Source organism: Pseudomonas sp. LAIL14HWK12:I7 (assembly GCF_000483465.1).
GTDB classification, from domain to species: Bacteria; Pseudomonadota; Gammaproteobacteria; order Pseudomonadales; family Pseudomonadaceae; genus Aquipseudomonas; species Aquipseudomonas kermanshahensis.
In genome coordinates, this window is record NZ_AXYZ01000001.1 from 481638 (window position 1) to 500113 (window position 18476).

Sequence of the window (18476 nt, forward strand, 5' to 3'; positions counted from 1 at the left end):
ATGCAGCCTGGTGGGTGAGCTGGCAGGGCATGGCCGAACGTTCCGCTCGCTTCAGGTGGGGCGCTTCGGTCGGTCTGGGAGTGTTGGTATTGGCGCTGGGGTGTGGGCTACGCCTGCCGGAGTTGCGGCACGCCCATGGGCAAGTGAATGCGCAGCATGAGCGGTTGAGCGAGGAGCATTCGGCCAAGGCAGCGCAGGTGCGGGAGCTGGCACGCATGCGCGCTGCGCTGGCCGCCGCACAGCAGGCGCTGCACGTTGCCCGGTGGCGTCTGGCCGCAGGCGAGGGCATGAGTGACCTACTCGATTCGCTTGCCGCCTCAGGGCATGAATTTGGCCTGCTGTTCGAGCGGCTCGATGTGCATGAGGCGGTGGAGCAGGCGCACTACCGAACCATTCCCCTCGATGTTCAGGTGGTGGGCCGGTATGCAGCACTGCGCCTGTGGTTGGACGAATGGCTTGGCCAGCTGCGGCTGCTGCGTGTCGGTGACTTGAGCATAAATGAAGTCGATGGGCGGCCGGGGTTGTTGCGCTTGCGTCTAAGGGTTCACGCGCATCATGCCGATGCAGCGGCGCCGGCCGTTGAGTCATTGGCGCATTTGCCCGCTCGGGCAGTGGCCGTGCCGCCGTTGGTCGATCCGTTCTCCGCAGCCCCGGCGAAAGTGGCACCTGGCGAATTGGGCCGTGTGCCCTTGGCGCAGCTGGAAATGGTCGGGAGCCTAGCGCAACGCGGCGCGCATGAAGCGCTGTTGTTGTCTGCAGGCCAGTTGTATCGCGTGCGCCTGGGCGACCGGCTCGGGCGCGATGAGGGTGTTGTGGTGCACATCGACGAGCAGCGGGTCGACGTGCGCGAGCGGTGGTTCGTGGCGCGTGAGTGGCATGAGCGCACAGCCGTACTCACCCTCCGAAAACCCCTGGACAAGGAGGTCATGGACAAGGATGAAAAGGCTATGGATGGGGGCGGCGGCGTTCGTCTTGTCGATCCCGCTGGCGACGGCAGCGCCCACTCGGGGTGAGCCACTGTCGCTGAACTTTCAGGATGTGCAGGTGCGCGCCGTATTGCAGGTGCTGGCAGACCATGCCGGCGTGAACCTGGTTGCCAGCGATTCGGTGCAGGGCAATATCACCTTGCGGCTTCAGGATGTGCCCTGGGAGCAGGCGCTGGATTTGGTGCTGCGCAGCAAGGGCCTGGCCCGGCGTGAAGAGGGCAATGTGCTGCTGGTGGCGCCGGCGGCGGAGCTTGCCGGGCAATCGCTCGACGCCCGACTAGGCCAGGCGCTGGATGCGCAATTGCAACCGCTGCAGCGTGAACTGATGCCGATCCACCATGCCGTAGCGTCCGAGCTCGCAGAGCTGTTGCTGGCAACCCTGGCAGACGACGGCATCCTCACTGGGCGAGGCAGTTTGAGCGTGGATGCGCGCACCAATACCCTGGTGGCCTACCAGCCCGCTGACCGCCTTGCCGAGCTGCGCCACCTGGTGGCGCAGCTGGATGTGCCGGTGCGTCAGGTGGCGATCGAGGCACGCATCGTCGAGGCCAATGTCGATTACGAAAAGAGCCTTGGGGTGCGTTGGGGTGGGCCCTTGTACGGTGAGAACGTAAGGCCAGGCAAGGAGCTGTTCGTCGACCTTGGGGTGGAGCGTACCGGCTCCAGTGTCGGCCTGGGCCTGCTGCGTGGCGGCATCCTGCTGGACCTTGAGCTCAGCGCCATGGAAAAGAGCGGCAATGGCGAAATCATCTCGCAGCCCAAGGTGGTCACGGCCGACAAGGAAACGGCCAGGATCCTCAAAGGTACCGAGGTGCCCTACCAGGAAACCAGCAAGAGTGGCGCCACGTCCGTGTCGTTTCGCGAAGCGTCCCTGTCGCTTGAAGTCACCCCGCAGATTACCCCGGACAACAAGGTCATCATGACGGTCAGGGTGACCAAGGACGAGCCTGATTACGTCAATGCCTTGAACAACGTGCCGCCGATCCGCAAGAACGAGGTCACTGCCAAGGTTCGCGTGGCGGACGGCGAGACGATCGTGATCGGTGGCGTCTACTCGACCACGCAAAACAATGTGGTCGACAAGGTGCCATTTTTCGGCGATCTGCCGTATGTTGGGCGGCTGTTTCGACGCGATGTATTACAAGAGAAAAAATCCGAGCTGCTGGTCTTCCTGACTCCGCGTATCATGAGTGACCAGGCGATTGCTGTGAGTCGTTGATTCTGTGCGAAATTTGATACTTGTGGGGCCAATGGGCGCTGGTAAAAGCACCATTGGACGCCTATTGGCCAAAGAGCTGCGCCTGCTGTTCAAAGATTCCGACAAGGAAATCGAACTGCGATGCGGCGCCAACATCCCGTGGATCTTCGACAAGGAAGGCGAGCCGGGCTTCCGTGACCGTGAACAGGCGATGATCGCCGAGCTCTGCGGGCTCGACGGCGTGGTCCTGGCCACCGGCGGCGGCGCGGTAATGCGCGATGCCAACCGTCAGGCGTTGCGCCAGGGCGGCCGGGTGATCTACTTGCATGCTTCAGTGGAGCAGCAGGTCGGTCGCACCGCACGTGATCGCAATCGCCCCCTGTTGCGTACCGCCAACCCGGAGGCGACCCTTCGCGCCCTGCTCGAAGCGCGTGATCCGCTCTACCGCGAGATCGCCGACCTGGTCGTTGAAACCGACGAGCGGCCACCGCGCATGGTGGTGATCGATATTCTCGAACGCTTGCAGCAGTTGCCGCCCCGATAAGCCGGGACTATTCTCGGCCACCAGCGCCGAGGCGAGGTTCAACTTACCGCGTGCGTCGCCCAAGCGGCGCCGCGCCCAAGTACATTGTGGGGATACATGCAGACACTAAAGGTCGACCTGGGCGAGCGTAGCTACCCGATCTACATTGGCGAAGGCCTGCTGGACCAGCCCGAGTTGCTGGCGCCGCACATTGCCGGGCGGCAGGTCGCCATCGTTTCCAACGAAACCGTCGCGCCTCTGTACCTCGAACGCCTGGCCAAGACCCTGGGTGCCTATTCGGTGCTGCCCGTGGTGTTGCCTGACGGCGAAGCCCACAAGAACTGGGAAACGCTGCAATTGATCTTCGATGGCCTGCTCACTGCCCGGCACGACCGTCGCACCACCGTGGTGGCCCTTGGCGGCGGCGTGATCGGCGACATGGCCGGCTTTGCCGCTGCCTGCTACCAGCGCGGCGTCGATTTCATCCAGGTGCCGACCACCCTGTTATCCCAGGTCGACTCCTCGGTCGGCGGCAAGACCGGCATCAACCACCCGCTTGGCAAGAACATGGTCGGTGCCTTTTATCAGCCCAACGCGGTGCTGATCGACACCACCAGCCTCAAGACCCTGCCGGCGCGTGAGCTGTCCGCAGGCTTGGCTGAAGTGATCAAGTACGGCCTGATCTGCGACAAGCCGTTCCTTGGTTGGCTCGAAGACAATATGAAGGCCCTGCGTGCCTTGGACTCCACGGCCCTGACCGAAGCCATCCGCCGTTCCTGCGCAGCCAAGGCTGCGGTGGTCGGTGCCGATGAGCGCGAATCCGGCGTGCGGGCGACCCTGAACCTTGGGCATACCTTCGGCCATGCCATCGAAACCCATATGGGCTATGGCGTCTGGCTGCACGGCGAAGCCGTGTCGGCGGGCACAGTGATGGCCCTGGAAATGTCCATGCGGCTCGGCTGGATCGACCAGGCCGAGCGCGATCGCGGAATCCGCCTGTTGCAGGATGCAGGTTTGCCGGTGGTGCCACCACAGGAAATGACCCCGGCGCATTTCATGGAGCACATGGCGGTCGACAAGAAGGTGCTCGACGGGCGTCTGCGTCTGGTGCTGTTGCGCCAGATGGGCGAGGCCGTGATCACCGACGACTATCCGAAAGAGATTCTTCAGGCCACGCTGTCGGCGGATTACCGCGCGATCGTGGCCCAGCTTTGAGGTTGTGACAGCGCAATGACCAGTTTGCATGCCGATGAGGCCTTTCTCGACCATTACCAGTTGAGCCACGATCCGTTCGCGCCCCGCGTGCCCGGCTTCAAATTCTTCCCGGCACAGCGCAAGCCTGTGCTGGGCCAGCTGCATCACCTGGCCCGTTACAGCCAGCTGATGCTGGTGGTCACCGGCCCCCTGGGCAGCGGCAAGACCTTGCTGCGCCAGGCCCTGGTGGCCAGTACCAACAAGCAATCGGTGCAGAGCGTCGTGGTTTCTGCCCGAGGCGCCAGCGATGCGGCCAGCGTGCTCGCCCAGGTCGCGCAGTCGCTTGAGGTCGCCCAGCCTGAGGTCCAGGCCATACTGTCGAAGGTGGTGCAACTGGCGCTGACCGGGCAGGAAGTGTATTTGCTGGTGGACGATGCGGAACAACTCGACGAGTCGGCACTCCAAGCGTTGCTGGAGCTGGCGGCGGGTGTTCCGGAAGGGCGCCCGCACGTGTTCCTGTTCGGTGAGCCGTCGCTGATCGCCGGGCTGGATGAGCTGAGTATCGAGGAAGAGCGTTTCCACGTTATCGAGCTCGCCCCCTACAGCGAAGAGGAGACCCGCGAGTACCTGGAGCAGCGTCTGGATGGCGCCGGCCGGGGCATCGAGGTGTTCACCCGCGAACAGATCGTCGATATCCATGAACACTCCGACGGTTGGCCTGGCACAATCAACCAGGTCGCCCGTGACACTTTGATCGAAGCCATGATCGCCAGCCGTTCGACGGCCAAGCGACCATCCATGGGGTTGAAAATGCCTAAGAAACATGTGCTCGCGCTGTCCGCTGTGGTTGTGGTCGCCGTTGCTGCCGCGGTTCTCATGCCCAAGAAAGGCGACAAGGCACCTGCCGAGGTGCCGGCTGCCCAGGCTCAATTGCCATTAGGTGAAGGCCAGCCGGGCGCCGCCCAGGCCAATAATGGCAACCCGGCCATCGAATTCTCCGGCTCGTCGCAGCCGATGCCACTGCCGCTGGTAGGGCAGTCGCAGCCGGTGATGCGCGAACCATTGGCCCAGGCCGCTGGCATGGGGGACGGCGAAGAGGGCAGCCCGGCCGGCAATACCGCGCTGCAGCCTGGCAACCCGCCGACCGTGACCACCATCGCACCGCCGCAAGGCGTGCCTGCCGGCCCGGCACCGACGCTGTCGAAGCCGACTGCCAGTGCGCCGGTTCAGCCGGTTGCGCCTGCGCCAAAGCCCGTCGCAACCCAGCCTGCAAAACCGGTTGCACCTGCTAAGCCTGCGCCTGCGCCAACCCAGGTCGCCACAGCCAAGCCAGCTGCCAAGCCTGTCGAGAAGCCTGCGGCTACTGGCAGCAGCGGTGGTGGCTGGTATGCAGGCCAGAAACCGGGCAATTACGTGGTGCAGATCCTCGGCACCAGCTCCGAAGCCTCGGCCCAGGCCTTCGTCAAAGCCCAGGGTGGCGACTATCGCTACTTCAAGAAAAACCTGCAGGGCAAGCCGCTGTATGTCGTGACTTACGGCAGCTTCGCCAACCGTGATGCAGCGGTCGCGGCAATCAAGAACTTGCCAGCGAAGGTCCAGGCTGGTAAACCTTGGCCACGTACCGTCGCCAGCGTCCAACAAGAGCTGGCCACGGCCCGCTGATACCTGCCGGGCGGCACCACCCCGCCGCCCAGTTGCTGAGCGAATTCTAGCTTTCGACTAGCCTGCTGCGCCCGAGCGCGGCAGGCTTTTCTGTCCCAGGCTGCCGGCCACAAGCCTCTCTTGCAGTCATGGCTGAAACGCTTCAGACTCGAGCCAAGCCGCTATCACGGCGCATGGCGCAAAAACATTCAAATTTGCGACATAAATTTTCAATGGTGAGACATGAAAATTTGTGGGCATCGCTGTCGCTGTGCAACAATGGTTTTCCATGACCACCGCAAAAAAGCTGGCGTTTGATCGGCGTGGATGGTAAGTGGTTGTTAAAAAAGAGATTTGCCTCCGTTGAGAGGTGAACCTGGTGAGAAAGTGTCTATGAAAACAGGTCTGTACCATCCCGAAGAATTCAAGGACAACTGTGGTTTTGGCCTGATCGCCCATATGACGGGCGAGCCAAGTCACCACCTTCTGCAAACCGCCATGCAGGCACTGACGTGCATGACCCACCGCGGCGGTATCAACGCCGACGGCAAGACCGGTGACGGTTGCGGTCTGCTCATGCAGAAGCCCGATCAATTCCTGCGGGCCGTGGCCCAGGAACAGTTTGCCGTCGAGCTGCCCAAGCAGTACGCCGTCGGCATGGTGTTCTTCAACCAGGACCCGGTCAAAGCAGAAGCCGCCCGCGCCAACATGGACCGCGAGATCCTCGCCGCTGGCCTCAAGCTGGTCGGCTGGCGCAAGGTGCCGATCGACACCAGCGTGCTGGGTCGCCTGGCACTGGAGCGCCTGCCGCAGATCGAGCAGGTGTTCATCGGTGGTGAAGGCCTGAGCGATCAGGAATTCGCCATCAAGCTGTTCAGTGCCCGTCGTCGTTCGTCCGTGGCCAACGCCCACGACACCGACCACTACATCTGCAGCTTCTCGCACAAGACCATCATCTACAAAGGCCTGATGATGCCGCGCGATCTCGCGGCGTTCTATCCAGACCTGGGTGACGAGCGCCTGCAGACCGCGATTTGCGTGTTCCACCAGCGCTTCTCCACCAACACCCTGCCGAAATGGCCGCTGGCGCAGCCGTTCCGCTTCCTCGCCCACAACGGCGAGATCAACACCATCACTGGCAACCGCAACTGGGCCATGGCCCGTCGCACCAAGTTCGCCAATGACCAGATCCCTGACCTCGAAGAACTCGGCCCGCTGGTCAACCGCGTGGGCTCCGACTCGTCGAGCATGGACAACATGCTCGAGCTGATGGTCACCGGCGGCATCGACCTGTTCCGCGGAGTGCGCATGCTGGTACCGCCGGCCTGGCAGAACGTCGAGACCATGGACGCCGACCTGCGCGCCTTCTACGAATACAACTCCATGCACATGGAGCCGTGGGATGGCCCGGCCGGTATCGTCATGACCGAAGGCCGCCACGCGGTGTGCCTGCTCGACCGTAACGGCCTGCGCCCGGCACGTTGGGTGACCACCACCAATGGCTACATCACCATTGCGTCGGAAATCGGCGTATGGGACTACAAGCCTGAAGACGTCATTGCCAAGGGCCGTGTCGGCCCGGGCCAGATCTTCGCCGTGGACACCGAAACCGGCCAGATCCTCGACACCGACGCCATCGACAACCGTCTGAAGTCGCGCCACCCGTACAAGCGCTGGCTGCGTCAGCACGCCACGCGTATCCAGGCGACCTTGACCGACGACCAGGGCGCGGCCAGCTACGATGCTGACCAGCTCAAGCAATACATGAAGATGTTCCAGGTCACCTTCGAAGAGCGTGACCAGGTGCTGCGCCCGCTGGGTGAGCAGGGCCAGGAAGCGGTCGGCTCGATGGGTGACGACACGCCGATGGCTGTGCTGTCGCAGCGCGTGCGTTCGCCGTATGACTTCTTCCGCCAGCAGTTTGCGCAGGTCACCAACCCGCCGATCGACCCGCTGCGCGAAGCGATCGTCATGTCGCTGGAGATCTGCCTGGGCGCCGAGCGCAACATTTTCCAGGAGTCCCCGGAGCACGCCTCGCGGGTCATCCTCAGCTCGCCGGTCATCTCGCCTGCCAAGTGGCGCTCGCTGATGAACCTGGAGCGTGAAGGCTTCGACCGCCAACTGATCGACCTCAACTACGAGCAAAGCGTCGGCCTGGAAGCGGCCATCCGCAACATCGCCGACCAAGCCGAAGAAGCGGTGCGCAGTGGCAAGACTCAGCTGGTGCTGAGCGACCGTTACATCGCCCCGGGCAAGTTGCCGGTGCACGCTTCGCTCGCCGTGGGTGCCGTACACCACCGCCTGACCGAGCAGGGCCTGCGGTGCGACAGCAACATTCTGGTCGAAACCGCTACCGCCCGTGACCCGCACCACTTCGCTGTGCTGCTGGGCTTCGGTGCCTCGGCCGTCTACCCGTACCTGGCGTACGAAGTGCTGGCCGACCTGATCCGTACCGGCGAAGTGCTGGGCGATCTGGACGAGGTGTTCAAGTATTACCGCAAAGGCATCTCCAAGGGCCTGCTGAAGATCCTGTCGAAGATGGGCATCTCCACCATCGCTTCGTACCGGGGTGCGCAGCTGTTCGAAGCCATCGGTCTGGCCGAGGAAGTAGTCGGCCTGAGCTTCAAGGGCGTGTCGAGCCGCATCAAGGGTGCGCGTTTCGAAGACCTGGAAAGCGACCAGAAGCTGCTCGCCGCCGAAGCCTGGAGCGCGCGCAAGCCTATCCAGCAAGGTGGCCTGCTCAAATTCGTCCACGGTGGCGAATACCACGCCTACAACCCGGATGTAGTCAACACCCTGCAGGCGGCTGTGCAGCAGGGCGACTACGCCAAGTTCAAGGAATACACCTCGCTGGTAGACCAGCGCCCGGTGTCGATGATCCGCGACCTGCTCAAGGTCAAAGTGGCCGACCAGCCGCTGGCGATCGAGCAGATCGAACCGTTGGAGGCCATCCTCAAGCGCTTCGATTCCGCCGGTATCTCGCTGGGCGCTTTGTCGCCAGAAGCCCACGAGGCGCTGGCCGAGGCCATGAACCGCCTGGGCGCGCGTTCCAACTCGGGCGAGGGCGGTGAAGACCCGTCGCGCTACGGCACCGTGCGCAGCTCCAAGATCAAGCAGGTGGCCACCGGCCGCTTTGGCGTGACCCCGGAATACCTGGTCAACGCCGAAGTGCTGCAGATCAAGGTAGCCCAAGGCGCCAAGCCGGGTGAGGGCGGCCAGTTGCCAGGCGGCAAGGTCAACGGCCTGATCGCCAAGCTGCGCTACGCGGTACCGGGCGTGACCCTGATCTCGCCGCCGCCGCACCACGACATCTACTCGATCGAAGACCTGGCCCAGCTGATCTACGACCTCAAGCAGGTCAACCCGCAGGCGCTGGTCTCGGTCAAACTGGTCGCCGAAGCAGGCGTGGGTACCATCGCCGCCGGCGTGGCCAAGGCCTACGCCGACCTGATTACCATCTCGGGCTACGACGGCGGTACCGGTGCTTCGCCACTGACCTCCATCAAGTACGCGGGCGCACCGTGGGAGCTCGGCCTTGCCGAAACCCACCAGACCCTGCGCGGCAACGACCTGCGCGGCAAAGTGCGGGTGCAGACCGACGGTGGCCTGAAAACCGGCCTCGACGTGATCAAGGCGGCCATCCTCGGCGCCGAGAGCTTCGGCTTCGGCACCGCGCCGATGATCGCCCTGGGCTGCAAATACCTGCGTATTTGCCACCTGAACAACTGCGCCACCGGCGTCGCCACCCAGAACGACAAGCTGCGCAAGGACCACTACATCGGCACCGTCGACATGGTGATCAACTTCTTCACCTTCGTCGCCGAAGAGACCCGCGAGTGGCTGGCTAAACTGGGTGTGCGCAGCCTGGGCGAGCTGATCGGTCGTACCGACCTGCTCGACATCCTGCCAGGCGACACCGAGCGCCAGCAGTACCTGGACCTGTCGCCGCTGCTGGGCAGTTCGCACATTCCGGCGGACAAGCCGCAGTTCTGCGAAGTCGACAAGAACCCGCCGTTCGATAAGGGCGAGCTTGCCGAGAAGATGGTCGAAATGGCCATGCCGGCGATCCGCGACCAGTCCGGTGGCGAGTTCAGCCTCGACATCTGCAACTGCGACCGCTCCATCGGTGCGCGCATCTCGGGTGAGATCGCCCGCTTGCACGGCAACCAGGGCATGGCCGCTGCGCCGATCACCTTCCGCTTCAAGGGCACTGCGGGCCAGAGCTTCGGCGTGTGGAACGCCGGTGGCCTGAACCTGCACCTGGAAGGCGACGCCAACGACTACGTCGGCAAAGGCATGACCGGTGGCAAGGTCACCATCGTGCCACCTGCCGGCAGCCCGTTCGAAACCCAGCACAGCGCCATCGTCGGCAACACCTGCCTGTACGGTGCCACTGGCGGCAAGCTGTTCGCCGCCGGTACCGCGGGCGAGCGCTTCGCTGTGCGTAACTCTGGCGCCCACGCTGTTGTCGAGGGCACTGGCGATCACTGCTGTGAATACATGACCGGCGGCTTTGTCTGCGTCCTGGGCAAGACCGGTTACAACTTCGGCTCTGGCATGACCGGCGGCTTCGCCTACGTGCTCGACATGGACAACAGCTTCGTCGACAAGCTCAACCATGAACTGGTGGAAATCCAGCGCATCAGTGGTGAAGCGATGGAGGCGTACCGCAGCCACCTGGCGCGCGTCCTTGGCGAATACGTGGACGAGACCGGCAGCGAGTGGGGGCGTGAGCTCTTCGAGAACCTGGACGACTACGTGCGGCGCTTCTGGCTGGTCAAGCCGAAGGCGGCCAACCTCAAGCAACTGCTGTCCAGCACCCGTGCCAACCCGCAGTAACAACAGCTGCAAGTGGCAAGCCTCAAGCTGTGAGTAAACGCAGTGCGAGGTTTGCCGGACCCAAGTGATCGACTTGCAGCTTGCGGCGTGTAGCTTGCGACTGCGGTAAAGAGGTTTTGAAAAATGGCTGAACGTCTGAGCAACGACTTCCAGTTCATCGAAGTGGGGCGTAAAGACCCAAAGAAAAAGCTGCTGCGCCAGCGCAAGAAAGAGTTCGTCGAGATCTACGAACCCTTCAAGCCGCAGCAGTCCGTGGAGCAGGCGCACCGTTGCCTGGGCTGCGGTAACCCGTATTGTGAATGGAAGTGCCCGGTGCACAACTTCATCCCCAACTGGTTGAAGCTGGTGTCCGAGGGCAACATCCTGGCGGCGGCAGAACTGTCGCACCAAACCAACACCCTGCCTGAAGTGTGCGGCCGTGTTTGTCCGCAGGACCGCCTGTGCGAGGGTGCCTGCACCCTGAACGACGGTTTTGGTGCGGTGACCATCGGCTCGGTGGAGAAGTACATCACCGACACCGCTTTCGCCATGGGCTGGCGCCCAGACATGTCCAAGGTCAAGCCGACTGGCAAGCGTGTCGCCATCATCGGTGCCGGCCCGGCGGGCCTGGGCTGTGCCGACGTGCTGGTGCGCGCCGGCGTAACCCCGGTGGTGTTCGACAAGAACCCGGAAATCGGTGGCCTGCTGACCTTCGGTATCCCCGAGTTCAAGCTGGAAAAGACCGTGCTGAGCAACCGCCGCGAAGTCTTCACCGGCATGGGCATCGAGTTCCGCCTGAACACCGAGGTGGGCACCGACATCACCATGGAGCAGCTGCTGGCCGAGTACGACGCGGTGTTCATGGGCATGGGTACCTACACCTACATGAAGGGCGGCTTCCCGGGCGAGGACCTGCCGGGCGTGCATGACGCGCTGGACTTCCTGATCGCCAACGTCAACCGCAACCTGGGCTTCGAGAAATCGCCGGAAGACTTCGTCGACATGCAGGGCAAGAAGGTCGTGGTGCTGGGCGGTGGTGACACCGCGATGGACTGCAACCGCACTTCGATCCGCCAGGGCGCCAAGTCGGTGACCTGTGCTTATCGTCGTGACGAGGCCAACATGCCGGGTTCGCGCAAAGAGGTGAAGAACGCCAAGGAAGAGGGCGTGAAGTTCCTCTACAACCGCCAGCCGATCGCCATTGTCGGTGAAGACAAGGTCGAAGGTGTGAAGGTGGTCGAGACCCGTCTCGGCGAGCCGGACGCCCGTGGCCGCCGCAGCCCTGAGCCGATCCCGGGTTCTGAAGAGATCCTGCCGGCCGATGCCGTGGTGATCGCCTTCGGTTTCCGCCCGAGCCCGGCGCCGTGGTTCGAGCAGCATGGTATCCAGATGGACACCCAGGGCCGCGTGGTGGCACCGGAAAAAGGCAAGTTCAAGCACCAGACCAGCAACCCGAAAATCTTCGCCGGCGGCGACATGGTGCGCGGTTCGGACCTGGTGGTAACGGCCATTTTCGAAGGCCGCACGGCTGCTGAAGGTATCCTGGATTACCTGGAAGTCTGATTGAATGCTGGGGCTGCAAAGCAGCCCCTTCGGCATTTTGTATACAAAATTGCTTGATCCAAGGCACCCAATAGACAAAACGCATGGCCTTGGCCGTGCCTTTTGTGCTGGCGTCTGAGAAAATGCCCGCACTTTTTTGCCGGATGCCGACATGACTGCCCTGAAGAACGATCGTTTCCTGCGTGCACTGCTCAAGCAACCCGTAGACGTCACCCCGGTCTGGATGATGCGCCAGGCTGGCCGTTACCTGCCGGAGTACCGCGCCAGCCGTGCCAAGGCCGGTGACTTCATGAGCCTGTGCATGAACCCGCAGTTCGCCTGCGAGGTCACCCTGCAGCCGCTGGACCGCTACCCACTGGACGCGGCGATCCTGTTCTCGGACATCCTCACCATCCCCGATGCCATGGGCCTTGGCCTGTACTTCGAAACCGGCGAAGGCCCGCGCTTCAAGAAAGTCATCAGCACCCCGGCCGACATCGAGGCACTGCCGATCCCTGATCCGCAGAAGGACCTGGGCTACGTGATGGACGCTGTCAGCACCATCCGTCGCGAGCTCAACGGCCGTGTCCCGCTGATCGGCTTCTCGGGCAGCCCATGGACCCTGGCCACCTACATGGTCGAAGGCGGTTCGTCCAAGGACTTCCGCAAGACCAAGGCCATGGCCTACGACAACCCGCAAGCCCTGCACCTGTTGCTGGACAAGCTGGCCCAGTCGGTCACCAGCTACCTCAACGGCCAGATCCTGGCCGGTGCCCAGGCTGTGCAGATCTTCGACACCTGGGGCGGCAACCTGTCGGCGGCGGCCTACCAGGAGTTCTCCCTGGCCTACATGCGCAAGATCGTCAGCGGGCTGATCCGCGAGCACGACGGGCGCAAGGTGCCGGTTATTCTGTTCACCAAAAACGGCGGCATGTGGCTGGAAAGCATCGCCGAAGCCGGTGCCGATGCACTGGGCCTGGACTGGACCTGCGAGATCGGCGATGCCCGCCGCCGTGTCGGTGACAAAGTTGCGCTGCAAGGCAACATGGACCCGACCGTGCTGTACGCCAAGCCCGAAGCCATCCGCAAGGAAGTGGCGCGTATTCTGGCCAGCTACGGCAAGGGCACCGGCCATGTGTTCAACCTGGGCCACGGTATTACCCCGGAAGTCGACCCAGAGCACGCGGGTGCGTTCATCAACGCCGTGCACGAGTTGTCGGCGCAGTATCACCAGTGATGTGATGCAGCAAACAGGAAACCGGCCTCAGTGCCGGTTTTTTGTTGGATTAAGTTTAGATTCAGCGATCGTCGTTAATCTGGTCCCATCGAAACCGAAACAGGACCTGATCCCCATGAAAGCTCGTTACCTCGCCCTGATCCTCGCCCCTTTGTTCAGCACCGCTGCACTGGCCGCTGGTTATACCGGCCCAGGTGCCCAGTCGGTCACTACTGTCGCCGCCGCCAATGACGCAGCCGATGACACCCCGGTGGTGCTGCAGGGTTATGTGACCAAGAAGATCAACAACGACGACAAGTACGAATTCAAGGACAACACCGGCACCGTCACCGTCGAGATCGACGATGAGGACCTGCCACCGACCCCGTTCAACGACAAGACCAAGGTCAAGCTGACCGGCGAAGTCGAGAAGCACCTGATGAGCCGTGAAGTGGATGTGGATATCGTCGAGATCATCAACTGATCCGAGGCCCCTTTCGCGGGTAAACCCGCTCCCACAGGATTGCACTACCCTTGAGGCCAGCGCCATACCTGTGGGAGCGGGTTTACCCGCGAATGGCCCTCAAGCCGTTTTCGGCTGAAGCTTGCTCAGGCGCAACGCCACCAGCAACGCCAAGGCCAACAGGCTGCCGATGAACAGCCCGATGCCATTCCACCCCCATGCATGCCAGAACACCCCACCTGCCGTCCCGGCCACACTCGACCCCGCGTAATAGCAGAACAGGTACAGCGACGAAGCCTGCCCCTTGGCCTTCAACGCCCGCCGCCCGATCCAGCTGCTGGCCACCGAGTGGGCACCGAAGAAGCCAAAGGTGAACACCAGCATGCCGAGAATCACCATCAACAGCGGGCTGGCCAAGGTCATCAGCAAGCCGCCTGCCATCACCACGATACTGACCCAGAACACCTTGCGCCGCCCCAGCTTGTCCGCCAGTGCGCCGACCTGCGCAGAGCTGTAGATACCCGACAGGTACACCACCGACAACAAGCCGACCAACGCCTGGTTCATGTGATAAGGCCCTGCCAGCAGGCGGTAGCCGATGTAGTTGAACAGCGTGACGAAGGCGCCCATCAGCAGGAATGCCTCGAGGAACAGCCAAGGCAGCCCGGCGTCCTTGAAGTGCATGACGAAGCCGTCCAGCAGGCTGCGTGGGTTCACGGCCTGCGGGCGGAAGTTGCGTGATTCGGGCAGGACCTTCCAGAACACCAGCGCCGCGACCAGTGCCAGGCCGCCGATGGTCAGCATCGCCGTGTGCCAGCTGACGAAGTCGATCAGTACCCCGGTGATGAGGCGCCCGCACATGCCGCCGATGGCATTGCCGCCGATGTACAGGCCCATGGCCAGGCCGATGTGCTGCGGGTGGATTTCTTCGCTCAGGTAAGTCATGGCCACCGCCGCCAGGCCGCTCAACGACAGGCCGACCAGTGCACGTGTCGCCAATACCGCTTCCCAGGTCGGCATCACCGCGCTGGCCAAGGTCGATAGGGCCGCGCACACCAGCGCAAACACCATCACCGGCTTGCGCCCGATGCGGTCGGAGATCGGCCCGGTGATCAACAGGCCGAACGCCAGCATGGCAGTCGACACCGACAACACCAGGCTGCTCTGTGCCGCGTTAATGGAAAACTCCTGCGACAGCAGGGGCATCATCGGCTGCACGCAGTACAGCAGGGCGAAGGTGGCAAAGCCGCCGCTGAACAGGGCCAGCACGGTCTTCATGAAGGCGGGCGTGCCTTTCTCGATCCACATTTCGTTAAGGGGGGCAGGTTCTGGGTCGACGGGAAGGGGAGCTACAGCAGTTTTCACGGGCGGGTACCTCTGGCGCAATGAAAAAAGCATATAGCTGGCTAATGATTAGATCCAATATATTGTTCGACCTATTTAAGATGTTTAGCGACTTGTTTGGAGCCGATCATGGAACTGCGCCATCTGCGTTACTTCATTGCTGTGGCAGAAGAGCTGCACTTTGGCCGCGCGGCCCAGCAGCTGGGTATTTCGCAGCCCCCGTTGAGCCAACAAATCCAGGCGCTGGAGCAGGAGCTGGGTGCCCGTTTGTTCGACCGTACCAATCGTCGGGTCGAACTGAGCGAGGCGGGGCGGTTGTTCTTGGAAGAAGCACGCCAGGTGTTGGCACAGGTGGAAAAGGCAGCCGATGTGGCGCGCAGGGCGCAACTTGGCGAGCTCGGCGAAATGAAGATCGGCTTTACCTCGTCGGCGCCGTTTACCTCGAAAATCCCCAAGGCAATCCATGCCTTTCGTCAGCGCTTCCCGGCCGTGCACCTGAACCTCAAGGAGTTGAGCAGCCGTGATGTGGCTGAAGCGGTGTTTGACGAGTCCATCGAGGTGGGGCTGATGCGGCCCATGCCGTTGCCGGAGGGCCTGGTGGCGACCGAGCTGTTTCGCGAGCCGCTGGTGGCCGTGATCAATGCCTCGCACCCCTTGGCCGTGGGCACGGAGCAGGGGGTGCACATGGCCTCCCTGGCGCATGAGCCGTTCGTGTTCTTTCCGCGCAGCTATGGCAGTGGGCTGCATGCGCAATTGCTCAGCCTGGCGCGGCACGCCGGGTTCAGCCCGCATTTTGCCCAGGAAGCGGGGGAGGCGATGACCATCATCGGCCTGGTGTCTGCGGGGCTAGGGGTTTCGGTATTGCCGGCCTCGTTCCAGCGCATGCGCATCGAGGGTGTGGTGTACCGCACCTTGCTGGATGAAGGCGCGATGACCGCAGTATGGCTGGTGCAGCGCGAACACGGCAGTTCAGCGATGGCCAAGGCGTTTGCTGAGCTGTTGACCGGCCAGGTGACGAAGCCTTCGTAGGCACGCTCGGGCATCGCGATCAGTTCGCCATCATCACCCGACAATTGCCGCTGGCCTTAGCTGGCGAGCCACCACATACTCGGGCATTCGTTGATACACGGAGTTCTCTCATGCGGCGCGTGGTGTTCAATCAGAAAGGTGGCGTGGGCAAGTCGAGCATCGCTTGTAACCTGGCGGCGGTCAGTGCCAGCGAAGGTTACCGGACCTTGTTGATCGACCTGGATGCCCAGGCAAACTCGACTCAGTACCTCACCGGCCTGACGGGTGAAGATATCCCCATGGGGATCGCCGATTTCTTCAAGCAAAGCCTGTCCAGCGGGCCTTTCAGCAAGAAGAACAAGGTCGATATCTACGAAACGCCGTTCGACAACCTGCACGTGGTGACGGCCACCGCCGAGCTGGCTGACCTGCAGCCCAAGCTTGAGGCCAAGCACAAGATCAACAAGCTGCGTAAGTTGCTCGACGAGTTGGACGAGGATTACGAGCGGATCTACATCGACACGCCGCCGGCGCTGAATTTTTATGCGGTTTCTGCGCTTATCGCGGCCGATCGCGTGCTCATCCCCTTCGATTGCGACAGTTTCTCGCGCCAGGCCCTGTACGGCCTGCTGGCGGAAATCGAAGAGCTCAAAGACGACCATAATGAGGATCTGCTGGTTGAGGGCATCGTGGTCAACCAGTTCCAGTCCCGCGCCAGCCTGCCCCAGCAGATGCTCGACGAACTGCTGGCCGAAGGCCTGCCCGTGCTACCGGTTTACCTGGGCAGTTCGGTGAAGATGCGCGAGTCGCACCACGCCAGCTTGCCGCTGATTCACCTGGAACCACGGCACAAGCTGACCCAGCAGTTTGTGGCGTTGCATTCGTTGTTGGAAGAAAACGCTTAGGGGTTCAAGGGTAGGGCGTGGGCGTTGTGGTGGGCAGAGATCGAGCGCCGCGCGGGCGGCGCGCGGTCTTACAGGCACAGAAAACCTCAAGGCAAACACCTTCCAGGCATCACGATGAACAGCTGATTTCCAGGTGCTTGCCCCACTCCGGCGGCCGCTGGGCGTATGCCTGCATCCCGGCCTGCTCCTCGAACGGCCGGCTCAGCACCTGGTGCAGCCGGCGCACTTCACTGTAATCCCCAGCCTCGGCCGCTTCGATGGCCTTCTGCGCCAGGTAGTTGCGCAGCACGTACAGCGGGTTCACCGCATGCATGCGTTCACGCCGCCCTTCGCCGTTGCCGGCCTCACGCGCGCAGCGGGCAAGGTAGTCCGCGCCCCAGGCATCGAAGGCCAGCAGGTCGATGAAGTCGTCGCGGACGACATTCAGCGCTTCGGCGACCGGCTGTTCACCCAGCTTGCGGAAGAACAGGGTGTAGTCCACGCCGCCCTTTTGCATGCATTGCAGCAGGCGCTCGACCAGGGCGAGGTCTTCATCCTCGGCGGTCGTCAGGCCCAGGCGCCGGCGCATGAGGTCCAGGTAATGCGCCTGGTACAACGGCAAGAACAGCCCCAGCGCCTCTTTGAGCGATTCCACTTCGATCACCGTGGTCAGCGCCTGGGCCAGCGCACTGAGGTTCCAGTGGGCGATAGGCACCTGGTTGCTGTAGCTGTAGCGGCCACGGTCGTCGGAGTGGTTGCAAATGAAATTGGCGTCGAAGTCGTCGAGGAAGGCAAAAGGGCCGAAATCGAAGGTGATGCCGAGGATCGACATGTTGTCGGTGTTCATCACCCCGTGGCAGAAACCATAGGCTTGCCAGCGGGCAATCAGTTCGGCGTTGCGCTCGACGATCGTACGGAACATGGCCAGATAGGGCTGCTCGGCCTCGCGGCATTCGGGGTAGTGCTGTTCCAGCACATGGTCGATCAGCACGCGCTGTTGCTCGGGCTGGCGGGTGTAGTAGAAGTACTCGAAATGGCCGAAGCGCACATGGCTCTGTGCCAGGCGCGTGAGCATGGCCGCGCTTTCGCGGCTTTCGCGCCAAACCGCGGTGCTCGAACCGATCACGCACAACGCCCGGCTGGTCGGGATGCCCAGGGCGTGCAGGGCTTCGGAGGCGAGAAACTCGCGGATCGACGAGCGCAGCACGGCGCGGCCGTCGCCCATGCGCGAATACGGGGTCTGGCCAGCGCCTTTGAGGTGCAGGTCCCAATGTTCGCCTGCATCGTTCAGCACTTCGGCCAGCAACAGGCCACGGCCGTCGCCCAGGCGCGGGTTGTACGAGCCAAACTGGTGGCCGGAGTAGACCATCGCGCGTGGGTCGGCCTCTTCCCAGAGCTTGTGGCCGCTGAACAACTCGGCGAACACCGGCAAGTCGGCTTGCGCGGGGTCGAGGTCGAGCAGGGCCATGGCCGACTCGCTTGCCACCACCAGGCGCGGGTCTGCGATGGGTTCGGGCAGGACCTGGGTGGAGAACGCATCGCCCAGGCGGGCGAAGCGGTTGTCGAAGCTGAGTTGGTCGAGGGCTTTCACGGGTTGCTCCTGGAAATCGGTGCCAAGGGGGCCGCTTCGCGGCCCATCGCCTGATGGCTAGCGCAGCC

At 62.8% G+C, this 18476-nt stretch carries 13 protein-coding genes; 11 read left to right on the forward strand and 2 right to left on the reverse strand.

Features of this window, described 5'->3' with window-relative positions:
- Positions 1–29: 29 nt before the first annotated feature.
- The 9 genes from D886_RS0102290 to D886_RS0102330 all read left to right on the forward strand — a co-directional run bounded on the left by D886_RS0102290 (position 30) and on the right by D886_RS0102330 (position 13602).
- Positions 30–1013 (forward strand): pilus assembly protein PilP, encoded by a 984-nt coding sequence (locus D886_RS0102290; protein ID WP_033693943.1) that lies wholly within the window; start codon positions 30–32, stop codon positions 1011–1013.
- Positions 937–2205: a type IV pilus secretin PilQ gene (locus D886_RS0102295; protein ID WP_081717441.1), complete on the forward strand. Its 1269-nt coding sequence runs from the start codon at positions 937–939 to the stop codon at positions 2203–2205. The genes D886_RS0102290 and D886_RS0102295 overlap by 77 nt, the downstream gene beginning before the upstream one ends.
- A 4-nt stretch (positions 2206–2209) precedes the next feature.
- The gene (aroK, locus tag D886_RS0102300; protein WP_027592357.1) at positions 2210–2728 is read left to right on the forward strand and encodes a shikimate kinase AroK; all 519 of its coding nucleotides are present in this window, start codon (positions 2210–2212) and stop codon (positions 2726–2728) included.
- A 96-nt stretch (positions 2729–2824) separates the two neighbouring features.
- Positions 2825–3922: a 3-dehydroquinate synthase gene (gene aroB, locus D886_RS0102305; RefSeq protein WP_027592358.1), complete on the forward strand. Its 1098-nt coding sequence runs from the start codon at positions 2825–2827 to the stop codon at positions 3920–3922.
- 15 nt (positions 3923–3937) lie between these two features.
- Positions 3938–5563 carry an SPOR domain-containing protein gene (locus tag D886_RS0102310; RefSeq protein WP_027592359.1) on the forward strand — a complete coding sequence of 542 codons (1626 nt, stop codon included), beginning with the start codon at positions 3938–3940 and terminating at the stop codon, positions 5561–5563.
- A 372-nt stretch (positions 5564–5935) separates the two neighbouring features.
- Positions 5936–10381, forward strand: a complete 4446-nt coding sequence (gltB, locus tag D886_RS0102315) for a glutamate synthase large subunit (protein WP_027592360.1) — start codon at positions 5936–5938, stop codon at positions 10379–10381.
- Between the two features lie 123 nt (positions 10382–10504).
- On the forward strand, positions 10505–11923 hold the full coding sequence (locus D886_RS0102320; protein WP_027592361.1) for an FAD-dependent oxidoreductase: 1419 nt from the start codon (positions 10505–10507) through the stop codon (positions 11921–11923).
- A gap of 151 nt (positions 11924–12074) precedes the next feature.
- Complete coding sequence (gene hemE / locus D886_RS0102325) at positions 12075–13139, forward strand: uroporphyrinogen decarboxylase (RefSeq protein ID WP_027592362.1); 1065 nt, start codon at positions 12075–12077, stop codon at positions 13137–13139.
- 115 nt (positions 13140–13254) lie between these two features.
- The gene (locus D886_RS0102330) at positions 13255–13602 is read left to right on the forward strand and encodes a YgiW/YdeI family stress tolerance OB fold protein (RefSeq protein WP_027592363.1); all 348 of its coding nucleotides are present in this window, start codon (positions 13255–13257) and stop codon (positions 13600–13602) included.
- 99 nt (positions 13603–13701) lie between these two features.
- On the opposite strand, the gene D886_RS0102335 is transcribed toward D886_RS0102330, so the two are convergent.
- On the reverse strand, positions 13702–14889 hold the full coding sequence (locus D886_RS0102335) for an MFS transporter (RefSeq protein WP_256214920.1): 1188 nt from the start codon (positions 14887–14889) through the stop codon (positions 13702–13704).
- Positions 14890–15054: 165 nt separating this feature from the next.
- Between D886_RS0102335 and D886_RS0102340 the strand changes: the two genes are divergently transcribed.
- Together D886_RS0102340 and D886_RS0102345 are read left to right on the forward strand one after the other, a co-directional pair.
- Complete coding sequence (locus D886_RS0102340; RefSeq protein WP_027592365.1) at positions 15055–15954, forward strand: LysR family transcriptional regulator; 900 nt, start codon at positions 15055–15057, stop codon at positions 15952–15954.
- A gap of 110 nt (positions 15955–16064) precedes the next feature.
- A complete protein-coding gene (locus D886_RS0102345) occupies positions 16065–16838 on the forward strand; it encodes a ParA family protein (protein ID WP_027592366.1) in 774 nt (257 codons plus the stop codon).
- Positions 16839–16947: 109 nt separating this feature from the next.
- On the opposite strand, the gene selO is transcribed toward D886_RS0102345, so the two are convergent.
- Positions 16948–18408: a protein adenylyltransferase SelO gene (gene selO, locus D886_RS0102350; RefSeq protein WP_027592367.1), complete on the reverse strand. Its 1461-nt coding sequence runs from the start codon at positions 18406–18408 to the stop codon at positions 16948–16950.
- Positions 18409–18476: the final 68 nt, after the last annotated feature.